Origin of the sequence: Micromonospora sp. CA-244673 (genome assembly GCF_050948395.1) — a bacterium.
Classification (GTDB): domain Bacteria; phylum Actinomycetota; class Actinomycetes; order Mycobacteriales; family Micromonosporaceae; genus Micromonospora.
On the sequence record NZ_CP192019.1, the window covers coordinates 2548079 to 2566620 of the forward strand.

18 protein-coding genes and 1 pseudogene are annotated in these 18542 nt (G+C 73.2%); 10 read left to right on the forward strand and 9 right to left on the reverse strand.

Features of this window, described 5'->3' with window-relative positions; genetic code table 11:
* Positions 1 to 20: 20 nt before the first annotated feature.
* Positions 21 to 656, forward strand: a complete 636-nt coding sequence (locus tag ACQP12_RS11940; RefSeq protein ID WP_433287444.1) for a DJ-1/PfpI family protein — start codon at positions 21 to 23, stop codon at positions 654 to 656.
* A gap of 67 nt (positions 657 to 723) precedes the next feature.
* On the opposite strand, the gene ACQP12_RS11945 is transcribed toward ACQP12_RS11940, so the two are convergent.
* The 4 genes from ACQP12_RS11945 to ACQP12_RS11960 all read right to left on the reverse strand — a co-directional run bounded on the left by ACQP12_RS11945 (position 724) and on the right by ACQP12_RS11960 (position 3865).
* Positions 724 to 1713, reverse strand: a complete 990-nt coding sequence (locus ACQP12_RS11945; RefSeq protein ID WP_433287446.1) for a BtrH N-terminal domain-containing protein — start codon at positions 1711 to 1713, stop codon at positions 724 to 726.
* Positions 1710 to 2567 (reverse strand): MerR family transcriptional regulator, encoded by an 858-nt coding sequence (locus ACQP12_RS11950; RefSeq protein WP_433287448.1) that lies wholly within the window; start codon positions 2565 to 2567, stop codon positions 1710 to 1712. Before ACQP12_RS11950 ends, ACQP12_RS11945 begins: the two co-directional genes overlap by 4 nt.
* Positions 2568 to 2702: 135 nt before the next feature.
* Positions 2703 to 3017: a TraR/DksA family transcriptional regulator gene (locus ACQP12_RS11955; protein WP_357949420.1), complete on the reverse strand. Its 315-nt coding sequence runs from the start codon at positions 3015 to 3017 to the stop codon at positions 2703 to 2705.
* 32 nt (positions 3018 to 3049) lie between these two features.
* Positions 3050 to 3865: a rod shape-determining protein gene (locus ACQP12_RS11960; protein ID WP_433287450.1), complete on the reverse strand. Its 816-nt coding sequence runs from the start codon at positions 3863 to 3865 to the stop codon at positions 3050 to 3052.
* 520 nt (positions 3866 to 4385) lie between these two features.
* On the opposite strand from ACQP12_RS11960, the gene ACQP12_RS11965 reads away from it, so the two are divergent.
* Together ACQP12_RS11965 and ACQP12_RS11970 are read left to right on the forward strand one after the other, a co-directional pair.
* Complete coding sequence (locus tag ACQP12_RS11965; protein WP_433287452.1) at positions 4386 to 4610, forward strand: hypothetical protein; 225 nt, start codon at positions 4386 to 4388, stop codon at positions 4608 to 4610.
* 54 nt (positions 4611 to 4664) lie between these two features.
* A complete protein-coding gene (locus ACQP12_RS11970; RefSeq protein WP_433287454.1) occupies positions 4665 to 4895 on the forward strand; it encodes a potassium transporter TrkA in 231 nt (76 codons plus the stop codon).
* Positions 4896 to 4899: 4 nt separating this feature from the next.
* Here the strand turns inward: ACQP12_RS11970 and ACQP12_RS11975 are convergent, their stop codons facing one another.
* Positions 4900 to 6129 (reverse strand): PucR family transcriptional regulator, encoded by a 1230-nt coding sequence (locus ACQP12_RS11975; RefSeq protein ID WP_433287456.1) that lies wholly within the window; start codon positions 6127 to 6129, stop codon positions 4900 to 4902.
* 374 nt (positions 6130 to 6503) lie between these two features.
* Here ACQP12_RS11975 and ACQP12_RS11980 point away from each other — a divergent pair, with 374 nt between their 5' ends.
* The gene (locus tag ACQP12_RS11980) at positions 6504 to 8024 is read left to right on the forward strand and encodes a non-reducing end alpha-L-arabinofuranosidase family hydrolase (protein WP_433287458.1); all 1521 of its coding nucleotides are present in this window, start codon (positions 6504 to 6506) and stop codon (positions 8022 to 8024) included.
* A gap of 332 nt (positions 8025 to 8356) precedes the next feature.
* Positions 8357 to 9343: a LacI family DNA-binding transcriptional regulator gene (locus tag ACQP12_RS11985; RefSeq protein ID WP_433289237.1), complete on the forward strand. Its 987-nt coding sequence runs from the start codon at positions 8357 to 8359 to the stop codon at positions 9341 to 9343.
* A gap of 77 nt (positions 9344 to 9420) precedes the next feature.
* Here the strand turns inward: ACQP12_RS11985 and ACQP12_RS11990 are convergent, their stop codons facing one another.
* Complete coding sequence (locus tag ACQP12_RS11990; RefSeq protein WP_433287460.1) at positions 9421 to 10998, reverse strand: amidohydrolase; 1578 nt, start codon at positions 10996 to 10998, stop codon at positions 9421 to 9423.
* A gap of 87 nt (positions 10999 to 11085) precedes the next feature.
* Positions 11086 to 11274, reverse strand: a pseudogene (locus ACQP12_RS11995) (MFS transporter); the annotation flags it as partial.
* Positions 11275 to 11465: 191 nt separating this feature from the next.
* Here ACQP12_RS11995 and ACQP12_RS12000 point away from each other — a divergent pair.
* The gene (locus ACQP12_RS12000) at positions 11466 to 13613 is read left to right on the forward strand and encodes a hypothetical protein (RefSeq protein ID WP_433287462.1); all 2148 of its coding nucleotides are present in this window, start codon (positions 11466 to 11468) and stop codon (positions 13611 to 13613) included.
* Positions 13614 to 13674: 61 nt separating this feature from the next.
* Positions 13675 to 14112 (forward strand): hypothetical protein, encoded by a 438-nt coding sequence (locus ACQP12_RS12005; protein ID WP_433287464.1) that lies wholly within the window; start codon positions 13675 to 13677, stop codon positions 14110 to 14112.
* Between the two features lie 37 nt (positions 14113 to 14149).
* On the opposite strand, the gene ACQP12_RS12010 is transcribed toward ACQP12_RS12005, so the two are convergent.
* Together ACQP12_RS12010 and ACQP12_RS12015 are read right to left on the reverse strand one after the other, a co-directional pair.
* Positions 14150 to 15145, reverse strand: coding sequence for an Acg family FMN-binding oxidoreductase (locus ACQP12_RS12010; RefSeq protein WP_433287465.1), 996 nt, complete (start codon positions 15143 to 15145; stop codon positions 14150 to 14152).
* A gap of 160 nt (positions 15146 to 15305) precedes the next feature.
* Positions 15306 to 16556 (reverse strand): YncE family protein, encoded by a 1251-nt coding sequence (locus tag ACQP12_RS12015; protein WP_433287467.1) that lies wholly within the window; start codon positions 16554 to 16556, stop codon positions 15306 to 15308.
* Positions 16557 to 16756: 200 nt separating this feature from the next.
* Here ACQP12_RS12015 and ACQP12_RS12020 point away from each other — a divergent pair, with 200 nt between their 5' ends.
* The 3 genes from ACQP12_RS12020 to ACQP12_RS12030 all read left to right on the forward strand — a co-directional run bounded on the left by ACQP12_RS12020 (position 16757) and on the right by ACQP12_RS12030 (position 18540).
* Entirely contained in the window at positions 16757 to 17212 is a 456-nt protein-coding gene (locus ACQP12_RS12020) for an RNA polymerase sigma factor (protein WP_357949448.1), read from the forward strand.
* Positions 17205 to 17924, forward strand: a complete 720-nt coding sequence (locus tag ACQP12_RS12025) for a DUF4367 domain-containing protein (RefSeq protein WP_433287469.1) — start codon at positions 17205 to 17207, stop codon at positions 17922 to 17924. The genes ACQP12_RS12020 and ACQP12_RS12025 overlap by 8 nt, the downstream gene beginning before the upstream one ends.
* Positions 17925 to 18039: 115 nt before the next feature.
* Positions 18040 to 18540 carry a hypothetical protein gene (locus ACQP12_RS12030; RefSeq protein WP_433287471.1) on the forward strand — a complete coding sequence of 167 codons (501 nt, stop codon included), beginning with the start codon at positions 18040 to 18042 and terminating at the stop codon, positions 18538 to 18540.
* Positions 18541 to 18542: the final 2 nt, after the last annotated feature.

Below are 18542 nucleotides of genomic sequence, written 5' to 3' on the forward strand. Positions count from 1 at the left end.
CACCCTGGAAGGAACATGCCATGCAGATCGCCGTCCTCCTCTTCGACCGGTTCACCGCTCTCGACGCCGTCGGCCCCTACGAGGTGTTCGGCCGGCTCCCCGGCGCCCGTACCGTCTTCGTCGCCGACCGGCCCGGCCCGGTGACCACCGACGTGGGCACCCTTGCCCTCACGGCCACCGCCACCCTGGACGAGGTGACCCGCCCGGACGTGCTGGTGGTCCCCGGCGGGCCCGGGCAGATCGCCCGGATGGCCGACGCCCGGCTGCTCGACTGGCTGCACGCCGTCGACGCCACCACCACCTGGACCACCTCGGTCTGCACCGGCTCGCTGCTGCTGGCCGCGGCCGGGCTGCTGGACGGCCGCCAGGCCACCTCGCACTGGCTGGCCCTGGATCAGCTGCCCGCGTTCGGGGCGGTGCCAGCCGAGGAGCGGGTGGTGGTGGACGGCAAGTACGTCACGGCCGCCGGGGTGTCGGCCGGCGTCGACATGGCCCTGACGCTGGCCGGACGGATCGCCGGGGACGCCGTCGCCCAGGCGATCCAGCTCGGCATCGAGTACGACCCCCGCCCGCCGTACCCGGCGGGATCCCCGCGCACCGCGCCGGCGCCGCTGGTCGCCGCGCTGCGCGCGAACCCGGGTCGGGTGCTGGGCTGAACGGTCCGCCCGGGTGGGTGCGCGACTGCCCACCCGGGCTGCGCGGTGGTGGCGCGCTTCACCGCTGTCATCGGTGGTGGATGCCGGCCAGGATCTGCATGGCCCGGCGTTCCCTGTCGGCGAGGTCGGCGAGGGTCGCCGAGGCGCGGGCCAGGTGCTCCGGGTCGCCGGTTTCTCCGGCGGCCGTGACGTGGTCGGAGACGCTGGTCCACAGCGGGGCGATCTCGGCGTACATCTGGTGACCGAGGTGGAGGTCGTCGTCGTCGACGATCGTGGCGCATTCGGCGAGGAAGTCGCGGTACATGGTGCGGAACAGGGCGCCGCCGGTTCCGCCGCGTTCCATCAGTGCCGCGGCCAGCGGGAGGTCGCGGGACGGGTCGGTCGAGCGGTCGAGCCACCGGGTCACCTGGCGGGCCGCCTTGGCGACGCCGCGGTGGCCGAGGTTGGCGATGGGCGGGTTGAGGAAGGCGTGCGCGTTGTTGCGGATCGCCGTCCGGATGGCGTCGCCCAGCTCCGGCCGGCCGGTAAGGCTCCCGATGGAGTAGGAGAGGTTGCGGGCGGTCATCGGTCCGCGTTCGTTGCGGGCCCGTTCCAGGCTCGCCAGCGTGGTCGTCACGGTGCCGCCCTGCTGGGCGGTGTCGATGAGATGGGCGTGGGTGTCGTCGTAGCCGTACAGCGCGGCGAAGTGGCCCCCGAAGTGGACCTTCGTGGTGAAGTAGTCCAGGTGGTAGGAGTCCAGCTGCAGGCCGACCGGTCGTCCGGCGGTGAGGGCGGCGGCGACGGTCTGCCAGGCCTTACGCGGCGAGGCGGTCTCCTGGACGTGCAGCGCCAGGCCCAGCCGGTCGGCCACCGTCCGGGTGATCGTGGCCGGCTTGGTGCGGCCGCCGAGGAAGGGAAAGTCCAGGTTCCTGGCGTCCCAGTAGACGAAGCCGAGGCCTTCGCCGAGGCCGAACAGCATGGGCTCGGAGAGGTCGAGGCCCCGGTGGTGCAGCAGGGCGCCGAGCGTGGTGGTCTCGCAGTGCTGACCGGCGGGGAACGCCACGTTCTCGATGATCATTTCGTGTCCTGGTCTCCTGGTCGGGGTGGGCCGGCCGGGGGCCGGACCGGCCAGGCGATCTCCGTGCGGAGCGCCGCCGTGGGCACGCCGGGCGCGGGCGGGACGAGGTAGCGCTCCTCGGCCGGACCCGCCAGCACCCGGTCCTGCTCGGCGATCCAACGCCCCAGCGACCGGTAGGCCGTCTCGACGTCGTCGTAGCCGCCCTCGTGGACGGTCGCGGCGAGCAGGCAGCCCGCGAGTTCCCCGGCCGCGATCGTCGCGGTCGGCCTCGGCGGACGCTCCACCGGCACGAACAGCTCCACCTCCCACTCCGCCGCGTCGAGGTCGTCGCCGAGGTAGCGGGTGCCGGCCGGCCCCGCCGGCGCGATCCCCTGCGCGGCGAGGCCGGCGAACAGCCGCGCGAACCCGGACGCCAGCGCATCGGCCAGCCCGCCCGACGGGGTACGCACCAGCACACCGGCGGTGGGCTGGGCGGGCCGCCACCGTTCGTACACGTGCAGCCAGCCCGGCACGCGCCCCGGCTCGGCCAGCACGGCGTCCAGCCGCCCGGCGATCTCGTCCAGCCGGGCCGCCCGCGCGGCCACGCGGTCCCGGTGTCGCTCGATGACGGCGCGTGCCTGCTCCGGGGTGTCGGCCGCCAGGATCTCGGCGATCTCGGGCAACGGCACCTCCAGCTCTCGCAGCCGCCGGACCAGCCCCGCCCGGGGGAACTGGTCGACGCTGTACCGGCGGTAGCCGGTATCCGGGTCGACCCGCGCCGGGACGAGCAGACCCAGCCGGTCGTAGTTGCGCAGCGCGCGAACGGACAGCCGGGTCGCCCGCGCGAACACTCCGATCGGCATCAACTTCGTCACCGACGCCTCCCGACACCCTCGACCCTGCCCCTGGGAGAGAGTCAATCCCGGCCGGGCTCCTGCCGCACCGACCATGGAAGAGATCATCACGGAACGGCGCAACGCGGTGTCGCGGACGTGGCCGGACAGCGCCGGTCAGCTACGTTGCTGGCACGGTACGCAGTAGCGGGCCGAGGGCAGGATCTCCAGCCGGGCCGTCGGGATGTCCCGACCGCAGCCCTCGCAGAGGCCGTAGCTGCCTTCGGACATCCGCCTCAGCGCCCGGGCGGTGTCGGCGACGCCCTGCTGGGCCGCCTCGATGAGCCGGCGCAGGGTGTGGGGGTCGTGGCCCCCGTGGTCGTGCTGCCGTGAGTGCACCGTGAGTTCCATGAGCTGGTCGGTGTGCTCCGCGAACTGGCGTTCCAGCACCTCGCGCAGCGTCTCGGTGCGGTCGTCGAGGGTGTGCGTCATGGTCGGTGGTCCTTTCCGGGAGAAGGTGGGATTCACTCGCTGGCGGGGTGTCGGGTCGCCGCGACGGCCGCCATTCCGGCGCCGGTCAGCGCGGCGGTACGCGGTGACGCGGCGCGGTGCACGGTCGCGCCCAGCGTGGCGACCAGCCGGGCGGTCAGGTCGGGTCGGGTGGCTCCGTCCCCGACGAGAATCACGCCCCGGGCCAGGGAGTCGCGGACCAGCGGCCGCATCGCCGGCTCCTGCCGCAGCTCGCGGACCAGCCTGGTGGCGGTGTCGGCGAGCATGGTGGCCGTCACCGCGTGGTTCAGGTCGCGGGTGCCGACCTCGGCGCGCCGGGCGGCGACCACCCGACCGTGCTCCAGCAGAGCCACCTCGGTGAGTTGGGCGCCGATGTCGGCGAGCAGCAGGGTGCCGGCGGCGGCGCCGGCGCCGATGGCGCCCGCGCGGACGCTGTCGACGAAGAGCAGCCGGGACGGCGCCAGGACGGCGTTGAGCACGCGGCGTGTCGCTTCCTGGTCGGCCGGAGTGGCGAGCACCGGACGGCAGGCCACGACGAGCGCTCCCACCGGCACCGGGGTGCGGTGCTCGCGCAGTAGCCGTCGCAGCTCGGTGGCACAGGCGGGGCCGTCGACGACCCGTCCGCGCCGCACGACCGGTGTCCGCAGGCTCTGGCCGACCGGGACGCTCAGTATCCCGCCGGGTCCCAGCCAGATCCGCAGCTGGGCGCTGCCGAGGTCCACGGCGATCGGCTCGGGGCCGACGGCCACCGCCGGGCGGGTGGTGTGGGACCGGCCGAACAGCATCCCGGTGCGTGCCGAAGGGTGTACGGAAGTGACGTTGCCGGGCATACCGACCTCTTCTACGGTGGGACACATCGCCGTCCGGTGGACGGTCGGGGTGCGGTGGGTGGGGTGGCCGGGCCGTTGCGTCGACCCGTCAGGCTGCCGGGCTCGGCGGCGTCGGCCTGCCGCGGCTCAGGGCCGTCGGCGGTGCGCCGGTGGCGGCGGGATGTGGCCGGATGCGGCGCCTCCGGCGGCCGGGCCTGGGATCCGGGCCGGTCCACGCCGGGACAGCGGCGGGCAACCGGCGAACACGGGCGGGCTGGCCACCGGCGTGCGGGTCGTCATCACCGCCTCCTTGCTACTCGGCTACCGCGTCGGACCTCCAGAGTCGCCCGGAAGCGGGGGGTTGGCATTGCGCGTGACCGGCCAATAAAAGCCCGCTTGATTGCCGACCGCCGGAGAACACCGTCGCTTGGCGTCCGGCTGCCGTCACGGCTGGTGGTGGTCCGCGATCCGGGCCGGCTCCCGGGTGACCTGCCCGCGCCGGGCCCCGGGGCGATGCTCGGCGGAGGCTATGGTGGGCCGTATGCGTAACCACCAGCAGCCCGTCGGCGTCGAGCGGTCCCTCGCGCTGTCGATGCTGGCCGTGCTGGCGGTTGTCGTCGCGGCGGTTCGTGCCGGCTGCGCGCTCGGCATGTGCATCGTGGTCCGGCTGAACCGCGCCATCGCGGGCTGCGTGCCGGCCTGGTCGGCCGATCGGGCGCCGCCGGCCGTCGGGAGAGCCGCTCGACCGTCCACCGCGTTGCCGTAGCGCCGACCCGCTCCCGGCCGGCCCTGGGCAGCCGTCCCGCAAGGAGCATCCCCTGTGAACATCGAACGCACGACGTTGCCCGGCATCGGGGTACGACACGTCTTCACGACCAGTCAGGGCCGCCGGATCGGCATCGTCGAGTACCAGGTGGGCGACCGCCGGGACGTCGTCCACGACGATCCCGACGACCCCGACCGCATGGTCAGCCTCACCCTGACCCGCACCGAGGCCAGCGCGTTGGCCGCCCTGCTCGGCTTTCCGGAAGTGGTCGCCGCCCCGGCCTGACCCGCTACGCCGGCAGCGGCCGCCGGGGCCAGTCCAGTGCCCGCGCGCCGAGCACGGCGGCGTGCAGGGTGAACCTGTCCCGGGGATCGGCGGGGTCGTAGCCGCTCAGCGCCCGGATCCTGTCCAGCCGGTAGGTGACGGTGCGCACGGACACGTGCAGGCGGCGGGCTGCCTCCGTGGCGACCTCGCTGCACGCGAAGTACTCGTTCAGGGTGTCCAGCAGCGGCTCGGCGCCGCCCCGGGCCCGGCTCAGCGGTGTGAGCACCGCCTGCACGAGGTCCACCATCGCCGCCTGGTCCCGCAGCAGGACGCGGTAGATGAGCAGGTCGTGGGCGTCGATCACCGAGGTGTCGGCGTGCAGCCGCCGCGCCGTGGTCAGCGCCTCCCGGGCCTCCTCATAGGAGCGGGCGATGCCGTACACGCCCGGGTGCGGGCGGCCCACGGCCACCTGCCACGGCCGGCCCCGCACCAGGCGGTCCAGCTCGCCGTGCATCATCCGCCCCAGATCCGCCACCGACCCGCCGTCGCCCCCGCCTCGGTCGGGGGTCACCACGTCCGCCGGGGCGATCACCACGAGCAGTCCCTCCTTCGTGGCCACCAGCACGTCGCGGTCACCCAGGCGGTCGAAGATGACCCGCTCCAGCGCGCTGATCGCCGCCTCGGTGTCGGGCAGCCGATGAGCCGGTGAGGCGAGCGCCACCCGGTGCACCCGGGCCAGATCCAGCCCGAACGGCTCGGCCCGCTCCACCAGCCCCCCGAGGTCGGAGTCGCCACGCAGCAGGTCGTCGACGAGTTCCCGGCGCAGCGTCTCCTCCCGGCGAACCAGTTCCCGGCGGGCCGCCGCGTAGCCCTCGGCGAGCGTGGCCACGGCGGTGTCGACCACGTGGAGCACGGCGTCCGCCGCCGCGCGCACCGTCTCGCTGTCGGTGGAACGGGCCAGGTGCGGCAGTTGCCGCCAGAGCCGCCGCGCCGCGGACAGGTAGAGGCGGACGGCCCGGCCCGCCGACACGCCCTGCTCGGCGGCGCGTCGGCCGAGCGCCCCCACCGCGTCGAGTTCGCCGCGGCGGGGCCGGCGGCCGGTCACCGCCGCGTCCGTCAACAGCCGCAGATAGTCGCCGAGCAACTCCACCGGCACGCCGCCGGCATCGGCGCTGGCCTCGCGGGCGACCTCGGCCAGCCACCCGTCATCGCCGCGGGTCCCGGCCGGGGCCGGTCGGCGGGCGCTCTCGGTCATCGCGGTCTCCCAGGCGGGGCCGGCGTCGACCACCGGCCCGATTCATCCAGCCTATGGTCGCAGGCGTGACGCCGGCGGGCCCGGGAGTCGGGGAGCCCGCAGCTCTCCCGTAACGGCACGGTCGGCGACCCCGAAGCCGCCAGCCGCCGCACTTGACGAACGCGATGTTATCGCTCACAGTCGATGGGCAAGGACGACGATGCCTGTGGCTTACCGGGCAAGCGCAGTTCGTCGGGACCTTTGATCAGGCGTTGGCCAGGGCATGCGCCCACGCTGTTAGCGCTAACACCTCCGGGCGCGAAGGTCCGGCCATGCATCGCGGTGTGCCCATTCTCGGGTGGACCGTTCGGCTCATTGGTCAATGAAGGAGGATCATGTCTGCCTTTGGTAGGTCTCCATCGATCGCGCCGCCGTCGCGGCGCAGGTGGCTGCCGCGGGTCGTCGCCGCTGCCGTGGCCGCGGTGGTGGTCGGTGGCGCCGCCGCGGTGGCGGTGTCGACGCCCGCCGCCGCGGCGACGGTCGACACGAGCGCCTGGTACGTGTTGATCAACCGCAACAGTGGCAAGGCCCTGGACGTGTACAACCTGGCCACGAACGACGGCGCGCGGATCGTGCAGTGGTCGCGGAACAACGGCAACCAGCAGCAGTGGCAGTTCGTGGACTCGGGCGGTGGCTACTACCGGTTGCGGTCGCGGCTCTCCGGCAAGGTGCTGGACGTCTACAACTGGTCGACCGCCAACGGCGCCAACATCGTGCAGTGGGCCGACGGCAATCAGGCCAACCAGCAGTTCCGGTTGGCCGATTCCGACAGCGGCTACGTCCGGCTGATCAACCGGAACAGCAACAGGGTGGTGGAGGTGCAGGGCGCCTCGACCGCCGACGGCGGGAGCATCGTGCAGTACGACGACTGGAACGGCCCCAACCAGCAGTGGCAGCTCGTCCGGGTCGACGGCGGGAGCAACCCCACCACGCCGCCGCCGAACGGCTCGTGCACCCTTCCGTCGACGTACCGCTGGTCGTCGACGGGCTCGCTGGCGAACCCGAGGTCGGGATGGGTCTCGCTCAAGGACTTCACGAACGTCGTGCACAACGGCCGGCACCTCGTCTATGCCACGACGCACGACACCGGGTCGTCGTGGGGCTCGATGAACTTCAGCCCGTTCACGAACTGGTCCGACATGGCCTCGGCCAGCCAGAACGCCATGCCCTTCTCGGCTGTCGCGCCGACGCTGTTCTACTTCGCCCCGAAGAACATCTGGGTGCTCGCCTACCAGTGGGGCGGGACGGCCTTCTCGTACCGGACGTCGAGCGATCCCACCAATGTGAACGGGTGGTCGTCGCAGCAGACGCTCTTCACCGGAAGCATCTCGGGCTCCGGCACGGGACCGATCGACCAGACTCTCATCGGTGACAGCCAGAACATGTACCTGTTCTTCGCCGGGGACAACGGCAAGATCTACCGGGCCAGCATGCCCATCGGGAACTTTCCGGGCAACTTCGGCTCGAACTACACCACGATCATGAGTGATTCGACCAACAACCTCTTCGAAGGGGTCCAGGTCTACAAGGTCCAGGGCCAGAACCAGTACCTCATGCTGGTCGAGGCGATCGGCTCGCAGGGCCGCTACTTCCGGTCGTTCACGGCCAGCAGCCTGGGCGGTTCGTGGACGCCGCAGGCCGCGAGCGAGAGCAGTCCCTTCGCCGGCAAGGCCAACAGCGGGGCCACCTGGACCAACGACATCAGCCACGGCGACCTGGTGCGCAGCAACCCCGACCAGACCATGACCATCGATCCCTGCAACCTCCAACTGCTCTACCAGGGGCGGGCCCCGAACTCGGGCGGCGACTACGGCCTCCTGCCGTACCGGCCGGGTGTGCTGACGCTGCAGCGCTAGGGGCGCGACGCAGGTCCGGCCCGCGTGGTCCTGACGCTCACGGCAACGGCGTGTGTGCCGGATCCGATGAGCGTTCGCGCGGGAACGGCTGGAACTGGAGCGGGCGGGCTCGGCGCACGGCCGAGCCCGCCCGGTCCCGCGGTCGCCGCCGTGCCTCGGCGGGCGGGACGGGGCCCGGTCGTACACTGGCGCTGGCCCGGTGCCGGGCTGCCCCGGCTGCGCGACCAGGGTGAATGCAGGGCTGCGGATGGTGCGTCCGGCCGCTCCGGCGTCGGTCGCCGGAACGCGGTCGGGGCTTGGCGGGGAGGGTGTGTGCCGTGCGTGGTCCCGCGATGACGGATGTGGCTCGGCTTGCGGGGGTGTCGCATCAGACGGTGTCGCGGGTGTTGAACGGGCATCCGAATGTGCGGGAGCAGACGCGTCTGCGGGTGCAGGCGGCGATTGTGGAGTTGGGTTATCGGCCGAATCGGGCGGCTCGGGCGTTGGTGACGGGTCGGTCGCAGGTGATTGGTGTGGTGGCGCAGAACACGACGTTGTATGGGCCGGCGTCGTTGTTGGCGGCGTTGGAGCAGACCGCGGCGGAGGTGGGTTTCGCGGTCACGGTGGGTAGTGTGCGGGATCTGGACCGGGTGTCGATTTCCGCGGCGGTGGAGCGGCATCTCGCGCATCGGGTGGCGGGCATTGTCGTGATCGCTCCGGTCGAGTCCGCCGGTGAGGCGCTGGAGCATCTGCCGAAGGACGTGCCGCTGGTGACGGTGGATGGTGATCCGCGTCGGCCGGTGCCGTTGGTGACGGTGGATCAGGTGGCGGGGGCGCGGGCGGCGACGCGGCATCTGCTGGAGGCGGGTCACCGCACGGTGTGGCATGTGTCGGGGCCGGCGGACTGGTTTGACAGTGCGGGGCGTATCGAGGGGTGGCGGGAGGCGCTGCGGGTGGCGGGTGCTGAGGTGCCGCCGTTGGTGGCGGGGGACTGGTCGGCGGCGTCGGGTTACCGGTGTGGGCAGGTGTTGGCGCGGATGCCTGAGGTGACGGCGGTGTTCACCGCGAATGATCATTTGGCGTTGGGTGTGTTGCGGGCGTTGCATGAGCATGGTCGTCGGGTGCCGGCGGAGATCAGTGTGGTGGGTTTCGATGATGTGCCGGAGGCGGCGTTTTTCATTCCGCCGTTGACGACGGTGCGGCCGGACTTCGTCGCGGTGGCCCGGGCCAGTCTGGATCTGCTGCTGGCTCAGATCGAGTCCGGCGTGGTCGGTGAGTTGCGGCGGACCATCGCACCGAGGCTCGTCTCCCGCGACAGCGTCGCCGCCCCGCCGCGGTGACCCGGTCGCTGCCGTAGCCGCCGGCGGGTTCCGAGCAACAGCCCTGACCGGCGGAAACGCCGGTCAGGGCCGCTGCTTCAGCGGCTTCCGGTCCGTTGCCAGCGGATCTCGCCGCCCACGACGGTCGTCATGACCTTGGTACGCAGCACCGCGTCCGGCGAGTCCCGGTAGGGGTCGGTGTCGACCGCGATGAAGTCGGCCAGCCTGCCCGGCGTGAGGACACCCTTGCGGTCGTCCTCGCCGGCGGCGCGGGCAGCGCCCAGGGTGTGGGCGCTCACGGCCTCGGCCATGCTCAGCCGCTGCTCAGGCTGCCAGCCGCCGGCGGGGGCACCGTCGGGACGGGCACGGGTGACCGCGGCGTACAGCGCGGCGAAGGGGTCGGGACTCTCGACGGGGGCGTCGGAGCCGAACGCCAGCACGACGCCGGCGTCGAGCATCCCGCGCCAGGCGTAGGAGGCCAGATCGTGGCCGGCCAGCAGGGAATCGACAAGATCGATGTCGCTGGTGCAGTGCACCGGCTGCATCGAGGCCACGATGCCCAGGGTGGCCATCCGGGCCAGGTCGGTGGGTTGAAGGTGCTGCGCGTGCTCGATGCGGTGCCGCAGCCCCGGTGTGCGGCCGAGCGCCTCGTAGGCGTCGATGACCAGGTGGTTGGCGCGGTCGCCGATGGCGTGCGTGGCCACCGCGATGCCGGCGCCCGCCGCCCTCGCGAACAGCGTGACCAGATCCTCGTACGGGGTGACCGCGATGCCCACGTTGCCCTGCTCGCCGGCGAAGGACCTGCTCATGTGGCAGGTGTGCGACCCGAGGGCCCCGTCACTGAAGATCTTCACGGGCCCGGTACGCAACCAGTCGTCGCCCTGCCCGGTCCGGCGGCCCTCGGCGATGGCCGCCTCCAGGTGCGTCATGGGGATCGCCTTGTGCACGCGCAGCTTGAGCTCGCCGGCGTCGCGCAGAGCGAGATAGGCGGCCCGGCAGTCCTCGCCGTCGATGTCGTGCACGCTGGTCAGGCCGAGCGCGAGCAGCTCCTCCTGCCCGGCCCGCAGCAGGTCGCGCAGATCGGGGGAGACCATGAGGTCACGCAGCGGGTGTGAGGCCGTCTCGCGGAGGATGCCGGTCGGCTCCCCGTGAGCGTCCCTGACGATCTCGCCGCCCACCGGGTCGGGAGTGCTCGCGTCGATGCCGGCCAGCCGCAGCGCTGCCGAGTTGGCCCACACGGTGTGGCCGTCCACGCTGGGCAACGCGACCGGCAGCTCGGGGCAGACCGAGTCCAGCGCGTACCGGTCCGGCTGCGCCGGCGGATCCCAGGTGTTGCTGTTCCACCGGCCGCCGAACAGCCAGGCACCCGGTGGCAGCCGCGCCGCGTGCGCGGCCACCATGGCGAGGGCCTCGTCGAGGCGACGCGCCGCGCGCAGGTCCACGGCGCCCAGGCTCTGCGCGTACTGGGCGGTGTGGATGTGGGCGTCGTAGAGCCCGGGAAGCACCGCGGCGCCGTCCAGGTCGATCAGCTCCGCGCCACGGCCCGCCGCCTCGCGCACCTGCGCCTCCCGGCCCACGGCCAGCAGGCGATCGCCCTCCACGGCCATGGCCTCGGCCAGCGGGTTGCCGCCGTCTCCCGTGTAAACGGCGGCGTTGCGGTACACGCGGATGCTCATGTGACTCCCACGATCGTCGAGCGGCGATTGATCATCACAGTAGGAAGGGACGCGGGAAGAAGGAAGAGCCGCGGACTGCTGGACGGCCTAGCTGTCCGGGTGGGCGAGGTTCCGCATCTTCACGGCGGTGTAGACCGCGGCGGCCAGGGCCATGTCGGAGAGCAGCATCAGGCCGATCGCGTACGAGCCCTGGAGGCCGTACACCCAGCCCATGGTCAGCGGGGGCACGAAGCCGCCCAGGCCGCCGGCGGCCCCGACCAGACCGGTCACGCTGCCGCCGCGAGCGCCGTGCCGGTCCTGTCCAGTTGGGACCAAAATATCCACAGGTATCCGCTCACAGAAGGCTAATTCCGGCGGGGCTCCATGCAATCAAAGTTGTAAATATTCTCACCGATACATCCGACCGTTTCGCACAGACGGAGGTATTGGTGAGGCACAGAAGACGATTGCGATCGAGACTTGCCGCCGTGGTGGCGGCACTGGTCGCCGCGCAGACGGCGCTCGTCGCCGCCCCGGCGTCGGCGGCGGGGAGCCGCCTCTGGGAGGTGGAGGTCGCCAAGATCCCCACCGCCGCGTACACCCGCGACGCGAAGGTCTACGTCAGCGAGGCGACCCAGGCGTTGCGCCCGTACGTCGGTGACGGGTTGGGCGCGAGCCGGATCGACCCGGTGCTGGCCGACGTCGGCAGCCGGTACTTCGACGGCGCCCGGTTGACGAGCGTCGCCGACGGCGAGGTCACGTTCGACAACCTGAAGCACCTCGAAGCCTTCCTCAAAGGCCGCATGACCGGGGCCAGCCCGCCCAACGGCGAGGCCGAGCAGGCCCACATCGCCGCGCTGGTGGAGACCCTCACCGGCGTGCGGCTGCTGGCTGACGCGGCGATCCAGGACGCCGAGGCGACGATCGGCCCGTTCCGGGCCACCCCGCCTCCCGCGCCCGCCCCGGCGGAGCTGACCGGTGCGTTCGCGGACCTGGACGCGGCCAAGGCCAACCTGGCCAAGGCCGACGACATGCTGGCCAAGGCCAACCCGGAGCCGGCGACCATCCAGGCCGCGAGCGCCTGGTCCAAGGGCTTCAACGTGCTCACGCGGCTCGGCATCACCTACACGGGTGACCACGACGACGACGGCGTGATCGACGTGGTGGAGCTGCGGTTCGGCTCCAGCCCCCTGCTGGTCGACTCCGACGGCGACGGGCTGACCGACAAGTTCGAGATCACCGAACTGGCCGGCTGGACCCGACCCAACGCGGTCGACACCGACCAGGACTCGGTCGCCGACGGCGCGGAGGACATCGACGGTGACGGCCTCACCAACCTCCAGGAGCAGGATCTCGGCACCTCACCCACCAATCCGGACACCGACGGCGACGGGGCCAGTGACGGCGCCGAGGTGACCAAGGGCAGCAATCCGCTGGTCGCCGACCAGCCCCGCGCCCCGCCACTGCCCGGCGACCCGCCGCCACTCACGACCACGCCCACCGACACCGACACCGACGGCGACGGCATCCCGGACAGCACCGAGGTCGACGACAGCGAGACGGATCCGGCCAACCCGGACACCGACGGCGACGGCCTGGGCGACGGCGCGGAGACCAGCGAGCACCTGACGAACCCCCTGGCGGTGGACACCGACGGTGACGGGATGTCCGACGCCTACGAGCTCGGGCACGCCGAGGACCAGGGCCTGGACCCGCTGATCCCGGACGAGCAGGTCAGCAAGTGGACGTACGTGACCGACTTCGTGCTCGGTCTGATCGCCGGTGACTTCGCGCCCAGGGATTCGATGGCCTGGCTGTCGGGCTACCTGTGTTCCGGCGGCCTGAGCCTGATCCCGGTGGTCGGCTGGGTGCTCGGCGGCCTGGCGGATCTGCGGGACACCGTCGCCGCGGTGATCAACCAGGACTGGGTCGGCGCCGGCCTGAGCATCATGGGCCTGGTCCCGTACGTCGGTGACGCGGTGGCGATCCCCGGCAAGGCCGCGAAGTTCGTGGCGCGGTACCTGCACCGGCTCGACAAGGTGATCCACTTCGTCGCCAAGTACGACAAGATCTCCGACAGCGTCAAGACGCTGACCATCCGTGCCATCATGCTCGGCAACTACGGCCGGTTCACCGACGCCGGGTTCGCGGACGAAGTCATCCTGCGGCTGGCCCGCCGGGCCGACAACAGCCTGGGGCGGCTGGCGGACGCGTTGACCGACGCGGTGACGCCTCCGCCCACGCCGACGCCGTGGCTGCGCGGCGCGGACGCCGGCGAGGACTACTTCGCCGACGTGGTGATGGCGGGGGTGCCGGGTCTGCGCAACCAGGCCGGGCGGATCGCGACGCCGAACGTGCCGCGGCCGGGGTCGGCCCGCGAGCCGGACTTCCTGGAGACCGGCCCGCCGCGCAAGCTGCACGAGGTGAAGACCGGCAAGCCGTACCCGGGCCACTACCTCAAGCAGTGTGACCAGGACCGGCATCTGCTCGACACGCAACAGGTGGCCGAGGCGATGTGGCACTTCCTGCCGCACGCCAACGGGTCGCTGGACATCCCGCAGGATCTCCTCGACTGCCTGCGGCGCAACCGGATCCCGTTCAAGATCTACCCGTCGAACGGCTCCTTCTGGCCCTGATCCCTTCCCGTGTGGGGGCCCGGTGGCGACACCGGGCCCCCCGTGCCCGATAGTGAGAGTCATGAGTTGGTTGCGCCGCTCCCGCCCTGCCTACGCGGTCGACGGTGTCGAGCCGCAGCGCATCGACGGCTGGGACGTCTTCGACGGCGACGCCCTGGCCGAGCAGCCCGCGGTGGCCGGGGCGACCGGGCGCCTGCCGCAGGACCCCGCACTGGAGGACCTGCCGGGCTATCTGGCCGTCTCCACGAAGGACGGCCGGGAGTGGACCCTCAGCTTCGACGACGGGATGCTGACCGTCTTCGACCTGTCCTCACCCGGCAGCGACGCCGTCGAGCGGACGCTGACGGCCGCGCCGTGGACCGCGTCGGTCGAGCGCGTCGACCGCGAGGTCTTCCTGTTCACCACGACCGGGGTGCTCACCGCCGACGTGGTGCTGGCGCACTGCGTCGACGTCTGCGGCGAGGTCTTCCGCGGGCTGGGCGGCCCACCGGCACCGTAGGCCGTGCCGCACGGCGGCACCGGGCCAGGGTCGGCGTTCAGCCGGTCACCTCGATGACGTCGGCGGGGGCCCGGCGGGGTGCGGGCGGCAGGTCGTCGTCGGGTCCCCAGCCGACCCGGACCACCAGGTAGGGGTCGCCGATCCCGGCGAGCAGGTCGCGCATCATCCGGCGCGGCCAGGCGACCTCGATGGCGTCGCTGAGCGGGGCGCTGGCCAGGCCCTCGGCCGTTGCCGTGAGCAGCAGCGCGGACAGCGCCTCGCCGCCGCGCAGCCAGGCCGCCGGATCGTCGCGCTCGCCGAAGAGGATCAGGTACGCCGCGCCACGGTCGAAGCCCGCGCCGGCGCTCAGCCCGGCGGCCCCGCCCGGCGCGTAGTCGCGCAACGGCACCCGCCGGGGCGCGGGGCGGACGGCGGTCGCCGTTGGCACCCCGTCGCCGCTGCCCGCGGGCCGGTCGGTCCACCGGCGCAGTTCCTCCCGGTACGCGGGGTCGGCCAGCTCGACGTCGGCGGCGCGGCCGGTGGAGACGGCCAGCATCGGCATCTGGTCGGGCCGGACGACGTGCAGGTGGCCGTCCTCGGCCTCCACGGCGGCGCGCAGCCGGTTCAGCACCGGCTCGGGAACCGGGCGGTCGCCGTAGGCGCGGCGGTCGGTGCGGCGGCGCGGGATGGCCTCGACCAGGCGGGCGGCGGCGACGTCGAGGTGGGTGGGGCCGGTGGCGCGCAGCCGGGCCAGCAGCGCCGGGTCGGTCGGGTCGGGCTGCCGCTCGACGGTGACCGTCCAGCCGGCGGCGGCGAGGGACATCCGGGCGTGGTGCAGGGCCGCCCCGCAGCTGAGGGTGAGCAGCCGGCCGTCCGGGTCGGCGGCGGCGAGCTGCCGGTCGGTGTCGGCGCGCAGGTCGAGGGTGTCCGCGGTGACCCGCCAGCGCCGGGGCTGGGTGTTGAACACCGACGGGGCGTGCAGGGCCTGCCGGGCCGCCGTCTCCAGCATCCGCACGGTCGGGGTCTGCTCCGCCCAGGTCGCTGGCTGGCTCATGGGTACGCCTCCTCGTCGCCGGTTCCCCTCCGAGCCTGCCCGGCCTGGGCGGCGGCGGGCAGGGCCGGAGGACCCGGGCCGCCCGGGCAGGTGGACCGTGTTCGGTCCCATCCGAGGCGGGCGGGCGGCAGGGGCAGGAAGGCGGCCGGGCAGCGGCGGGTCAGGCGGACCCGGCCAGGCCGTGCAGGCCGACCAGACCGGGGACCGGGACGCGACCGAGTTCCCGGCCGGTGGCGGCATCGTGCCAGCTCACCGCGTCCCGCTGGCCCACGTGGAGGCGGCTGCCGTCACGGCTGAGCACGAGGCCGGTGACCGGCTCGCGTACCTGCCAGTCCGCCGTGCCGGTCAGGCGGGTGAGATCCAGGGCGCGGACCGTCGTGCCGGCGGCGAGGAAGAGGCGGTCGTCGCCGGCGGCGGCGTGCGCGGCGCCCGTGCCGCGGTCCTGCGGGACCGTGCGGCGTACCGTCAGTTCCTCGGTGGAGATGTCGGCGACGGTGCCCGACGAGACGTCGGTGACGAGGAGCCGCCCGCCGTCGGGGCTGATCGCCATGGCGTGGCCGGCCGCGGCCGCCTCGCCGAACGGGTGCGGCAGGTCGATGCAGTACGCCCACCGGGCCGCCAGGTTGAGGGTGTGGACGAACGCGTGTGCGTTGCCGGGCCGACCGCTGACCAGGTCCCGGGTGTGCTGGTGGCCGGGCTGGTGGGTGTAGAGCGTGTAGAGGACCGTGCGGTCCGGGGCGAGCACCGCCTGGCGCCCGTCGCCGCGCATCTCCTCCTCGGCGCCGGGCGGAACCGGTGTCTTGTCGCGGGTGGACAGCGGTCCCGGCTCGCCGGTGGCGAGGTCGACGACCCGCACCCGGTAGCGGTCCGGCGCGGTCGCGGGGAGCCATTCGAGGACGAACAGCCCGGTGTGCTCCGCGGTGAACGCCTCCGGGACGAAGTTGCCCCGCAGGTCGAGCCGGTGGCGTACCCCGTTGACGTCGGCGACCAGCACCGGCGTCGCGTTCCGCCCCGGTGGGCGACCGCCGCTCGCCGTGGCGCCGGTCGTGGTGAGGGCCACCCCCGTCCCGTCGCCGGAGACCGCCTGGGGTGCCCAGCGCCCGGGCAGCACCGTCTTCGGCGAGGCGTGGCCGGTCGTGGTGTCGATCCGCCAGCAGGCGGTGTCGGGGCCGTCGGGGGCCGTCGCGAAGATCCATCCGCCGTCCGCGCTGCCGACGGCGCGGGGGAACGTCCGCCGGTCGGTCCCGCGCAGGAGAGCCTCCCCTCCGTCGACGCGGACGAGCAGCGGATCGGGAATGGCGACGCCCGGGGCGGAGGCCGGGCCCCGGGCCGGTTCGCAGCCGGCCAGTGCGGCGGCGCCGGCGCCGGCGAGCAGGGTCAGGATGCCGCGGCGCGAGATGGTGACGGTCATGCTCGGGTGACACCCTCGAAGCCGTCGAAGTTCCGCGCCGCGAAGGTGGAACCTGCGCCGCCCGGCCGGTGTCATGAGGGTGATCGAACGGGAGGTCTCCACTGGACGACGACGAGCTTGTCCGCCGCGCTCGCGCCGGTGACCTGGAGGGGTACGAACTCCTGGTCGCCCGGCACACCGCGTCCGCGTACCGGACGGCGGTGCTGCTCGGCGCCGGATCGGACGCGGAGGACGTCATCCAGGAGGCGTTCGTGAAGGGGTTCCGCAACCTGTCCCGCTACCGCGGCGAGTCGTCCTTCCGGTCGTGGCTGCTCGCGATCGTCGCCAACGAGACCCGCAACCTGCACCGGTCCCGCAGCCGGCGGGACGGGCTGGTCCTGCGGGCCACGGCCGCGAACCCCGGGGCCGAGGTCGGCGAGGACGCGGCGGTCGGCGGGGTCCTCGCCGCGGAGCGCCGGGCCGCGCTGGTGGCGGCGCTGCGCCAGCTCCCGGTCAAGGACCGCGAGGTGATCGTGTGCCGGTTCCTTCTCGACCTGACCGAGGAGGAGACCGTGACGACGCTCGGCTGGCCCAAGGGCACGGTGAAGTCACGGACCTACCGGGCCCTGGCGAAGCTGCGCAGCCTGCTCGACCGCGAGGAGGTGCGCCGTGGATGACCTCGAGCGCGAGCTGCGGGCCCTCGCCACCTGGCTGGACACACCCGAGGTCCCCGACGTGACCGCCCGGGTGCGGTCCCGGCTGGCCGCGCCGGCACACCGTCGGCGCCGCTGGCGCTACTGGCTCGCCGCGGTGCTGGCCGCGCTGCTGGTCGCCCTGCTGCCGCCGGGGCGGGCCGCCATCGCCGACGCCGTGGCGGGACTGCTGCGCTTCTCCGGGATCGTCATCGACACCACGTCGGCGCCGATGCCGCCCACCGGCGTGCCGTCGCCGTTGCCGGCCCAGCGGCCCGCCGCCTTCCACGAGGCGCAGCGGCACCTTCGCTTCCCGATCCGCGTACCGGCCGAGCTGGGCGATCCCGAGCAGGTGCTGGTCGCCGACCCGGACGGCACCGGCGCGTACCGGGTGGTGACGCTGCTCTACCGCGGTGGTGCGCTGCGCCTCGACGCCTTCGACGGGCACCTCGAGCCGGTCTTCCAGAAGCAGGTCAGTGGGCCGGGCGTGGAATGGGTCCAGGTCCACGGCGACTTCGCCGTGTGGATCGGCGGCCCGCACGAGCTGTCCTACGTCGACCGCACGGGCACCGTGCGGGTGGCGACCGCCCGGCTCGCCGCGGCCACGCTGATCTGGGAGGACGCCGGTGTCAGCTACCGGCTGGAGGGCGACCTCACCCGGGACGAGGCGATCGGGATCGCCGAGTCCCTGGACTAGGTGTACCGGGCCGCGGCACCGGTCGCGCGCGCGTGGGTCGGAACCTGTGCCGCCCGACCGGTGTCGTCAGGACAGGGGTGCCGCCCACGGCGCCGGGCAGGTCCGGAGGTGCGGAATGCGTTCATGCGGAAGGCTCCTGCTGGGGGCGGTGGTCCTGCTGGCGGGCTGCACCACCGCGGGCCGGTCGGGCACGCCGGCCACGCCGGCGGCCGGCGCGACGACCGGCTGCGCGGCACGGGTCGAGTCGGGCGAGCTGCCCGACTGGGCCGATGCCGGGTTCAGCGGGGGCACCCGCATCGCGCACGTGTTCGGCGCGAAGGGCGACATCGTGGCCGTGCTGTTCGGCCAGCCGCTGAGCGTCGGCCGGACGGAGGGGCCCAACAACAAGATCCTCTGGGTGGCCCGGCCGGCGGCCACGCCGTCGCCCGATCCCAGCGCGCCGACCACCCTCGTCATCACGGCGACCCTGGACGGCACCACCACGCGGGCGACCCGGGAGGTCGCCGGCGGCCCCGGCCCGTCGATCATCGACCTGCCGCAGGCCGGCTGCTGGCACCTCGACCTCCGTTGGTCCGGGCGCACCGACACCATGGACCTCGTCTACGTCCCCGCCTGACG

Excerpts from the sequence above, each read along its gene's own strand:
- ACQP12_RS11940 (WP_433287444.1), top strand. The coding sequence starts at position 21 with ATGCAGATCGCCGTCCTCCTCTTCGACCGGTTCACCGCTCTCGACGCC.
- ACQP12_RS11945 (WP_433287446.1), bottom strand. The coding sequence starts at position 1,713 with ATGATCATCGAGAACGTGGCGTTCCCCGCCGGTCAGCACTGCGAGACC.
- ACQP12_RS11955 (WP_357949420.1), bottom strand. The coding sequence starts at position 3,017 with ATGACGCACACCCTCGACGACCGCACCGAGACGCTGCGCGAGGTGCTG.
- ACQP12_RS11960 (WP_433287450.1), bottom strand. The coding sequence starts at position 3,865 with ATGCCCGGCAACGTCACTTCCGTACACCCTTCGGCACGCACCGGGATG.
- ACQP12_RS11965 (WP_433287452.1), top strand. The coding sequence starts at position 4,386 with ATGCGTAACCACCAGCAGCCCGTCGGCGTCGAGCGGTCCCTCGCGCTG.
- ACQP12_RS11975 (WP_433287456.1), bottom strand. The coding sequence starts at position 6,129 with ATGACCGAGAGCGCCCGCCGACCGGCCCCGGCCGGGACCCGCGGCGAT.
- ACQP12_RS11980 (WP_433287458.1), top strand. The coding sequence starts at position 6,504 with ATGTCTGCCTTTGGTAGGTCTCCATCGATCGCGCCGCCGTCGCGGCGC.
- ACQP12_RS11985 (WP_433289237.1), top strand. The coding sequence starts at position 8,357 with ATGACGGATGTGGCTCGGCTTGCGGGGGTGTCGCATCAGACGGTGTCG.
- ACQP12_RS11990 (WP_433287460.1), bottom strand. The coding sequence starts at position 10,998 with ATGAGCATCCGCGTGTACCGCAACGCCGCCGTTTACACGGGAGACGGC.
- ACQP12_RS12005 (WP_433287464.1), top strand. The coding sequence starts at position 13,675 with ATGAGTTGGTTGCGCCGCTCCCGCCCTGCCTACGCGGTCGACGGTGTC.
- ACQP12_RS12010 (WP_433287465.1), bottom strand. The coding sequence starts at position 15,145 with ATGAGCCAGCCAGCGACCTGGGCGGAGCAGACCCCGACCGTGCGGATG.
- ACQP12_RS12015 (WP_433287467.1), bottom strand. The coding sequence starts at position 16,556 with ATGACCGTCACCATCTCGCGCCGCGGCATCCTGACCCTGCTCGCCGGC.
- ACQP12_RS12030 (WP_433287471.1), top strand. The coding sequence starts at position 18,040 with ATGCGTTCATGCGGAAGGCTCCTGCTGGGGGCGGTGGTCCTGCTGGCG.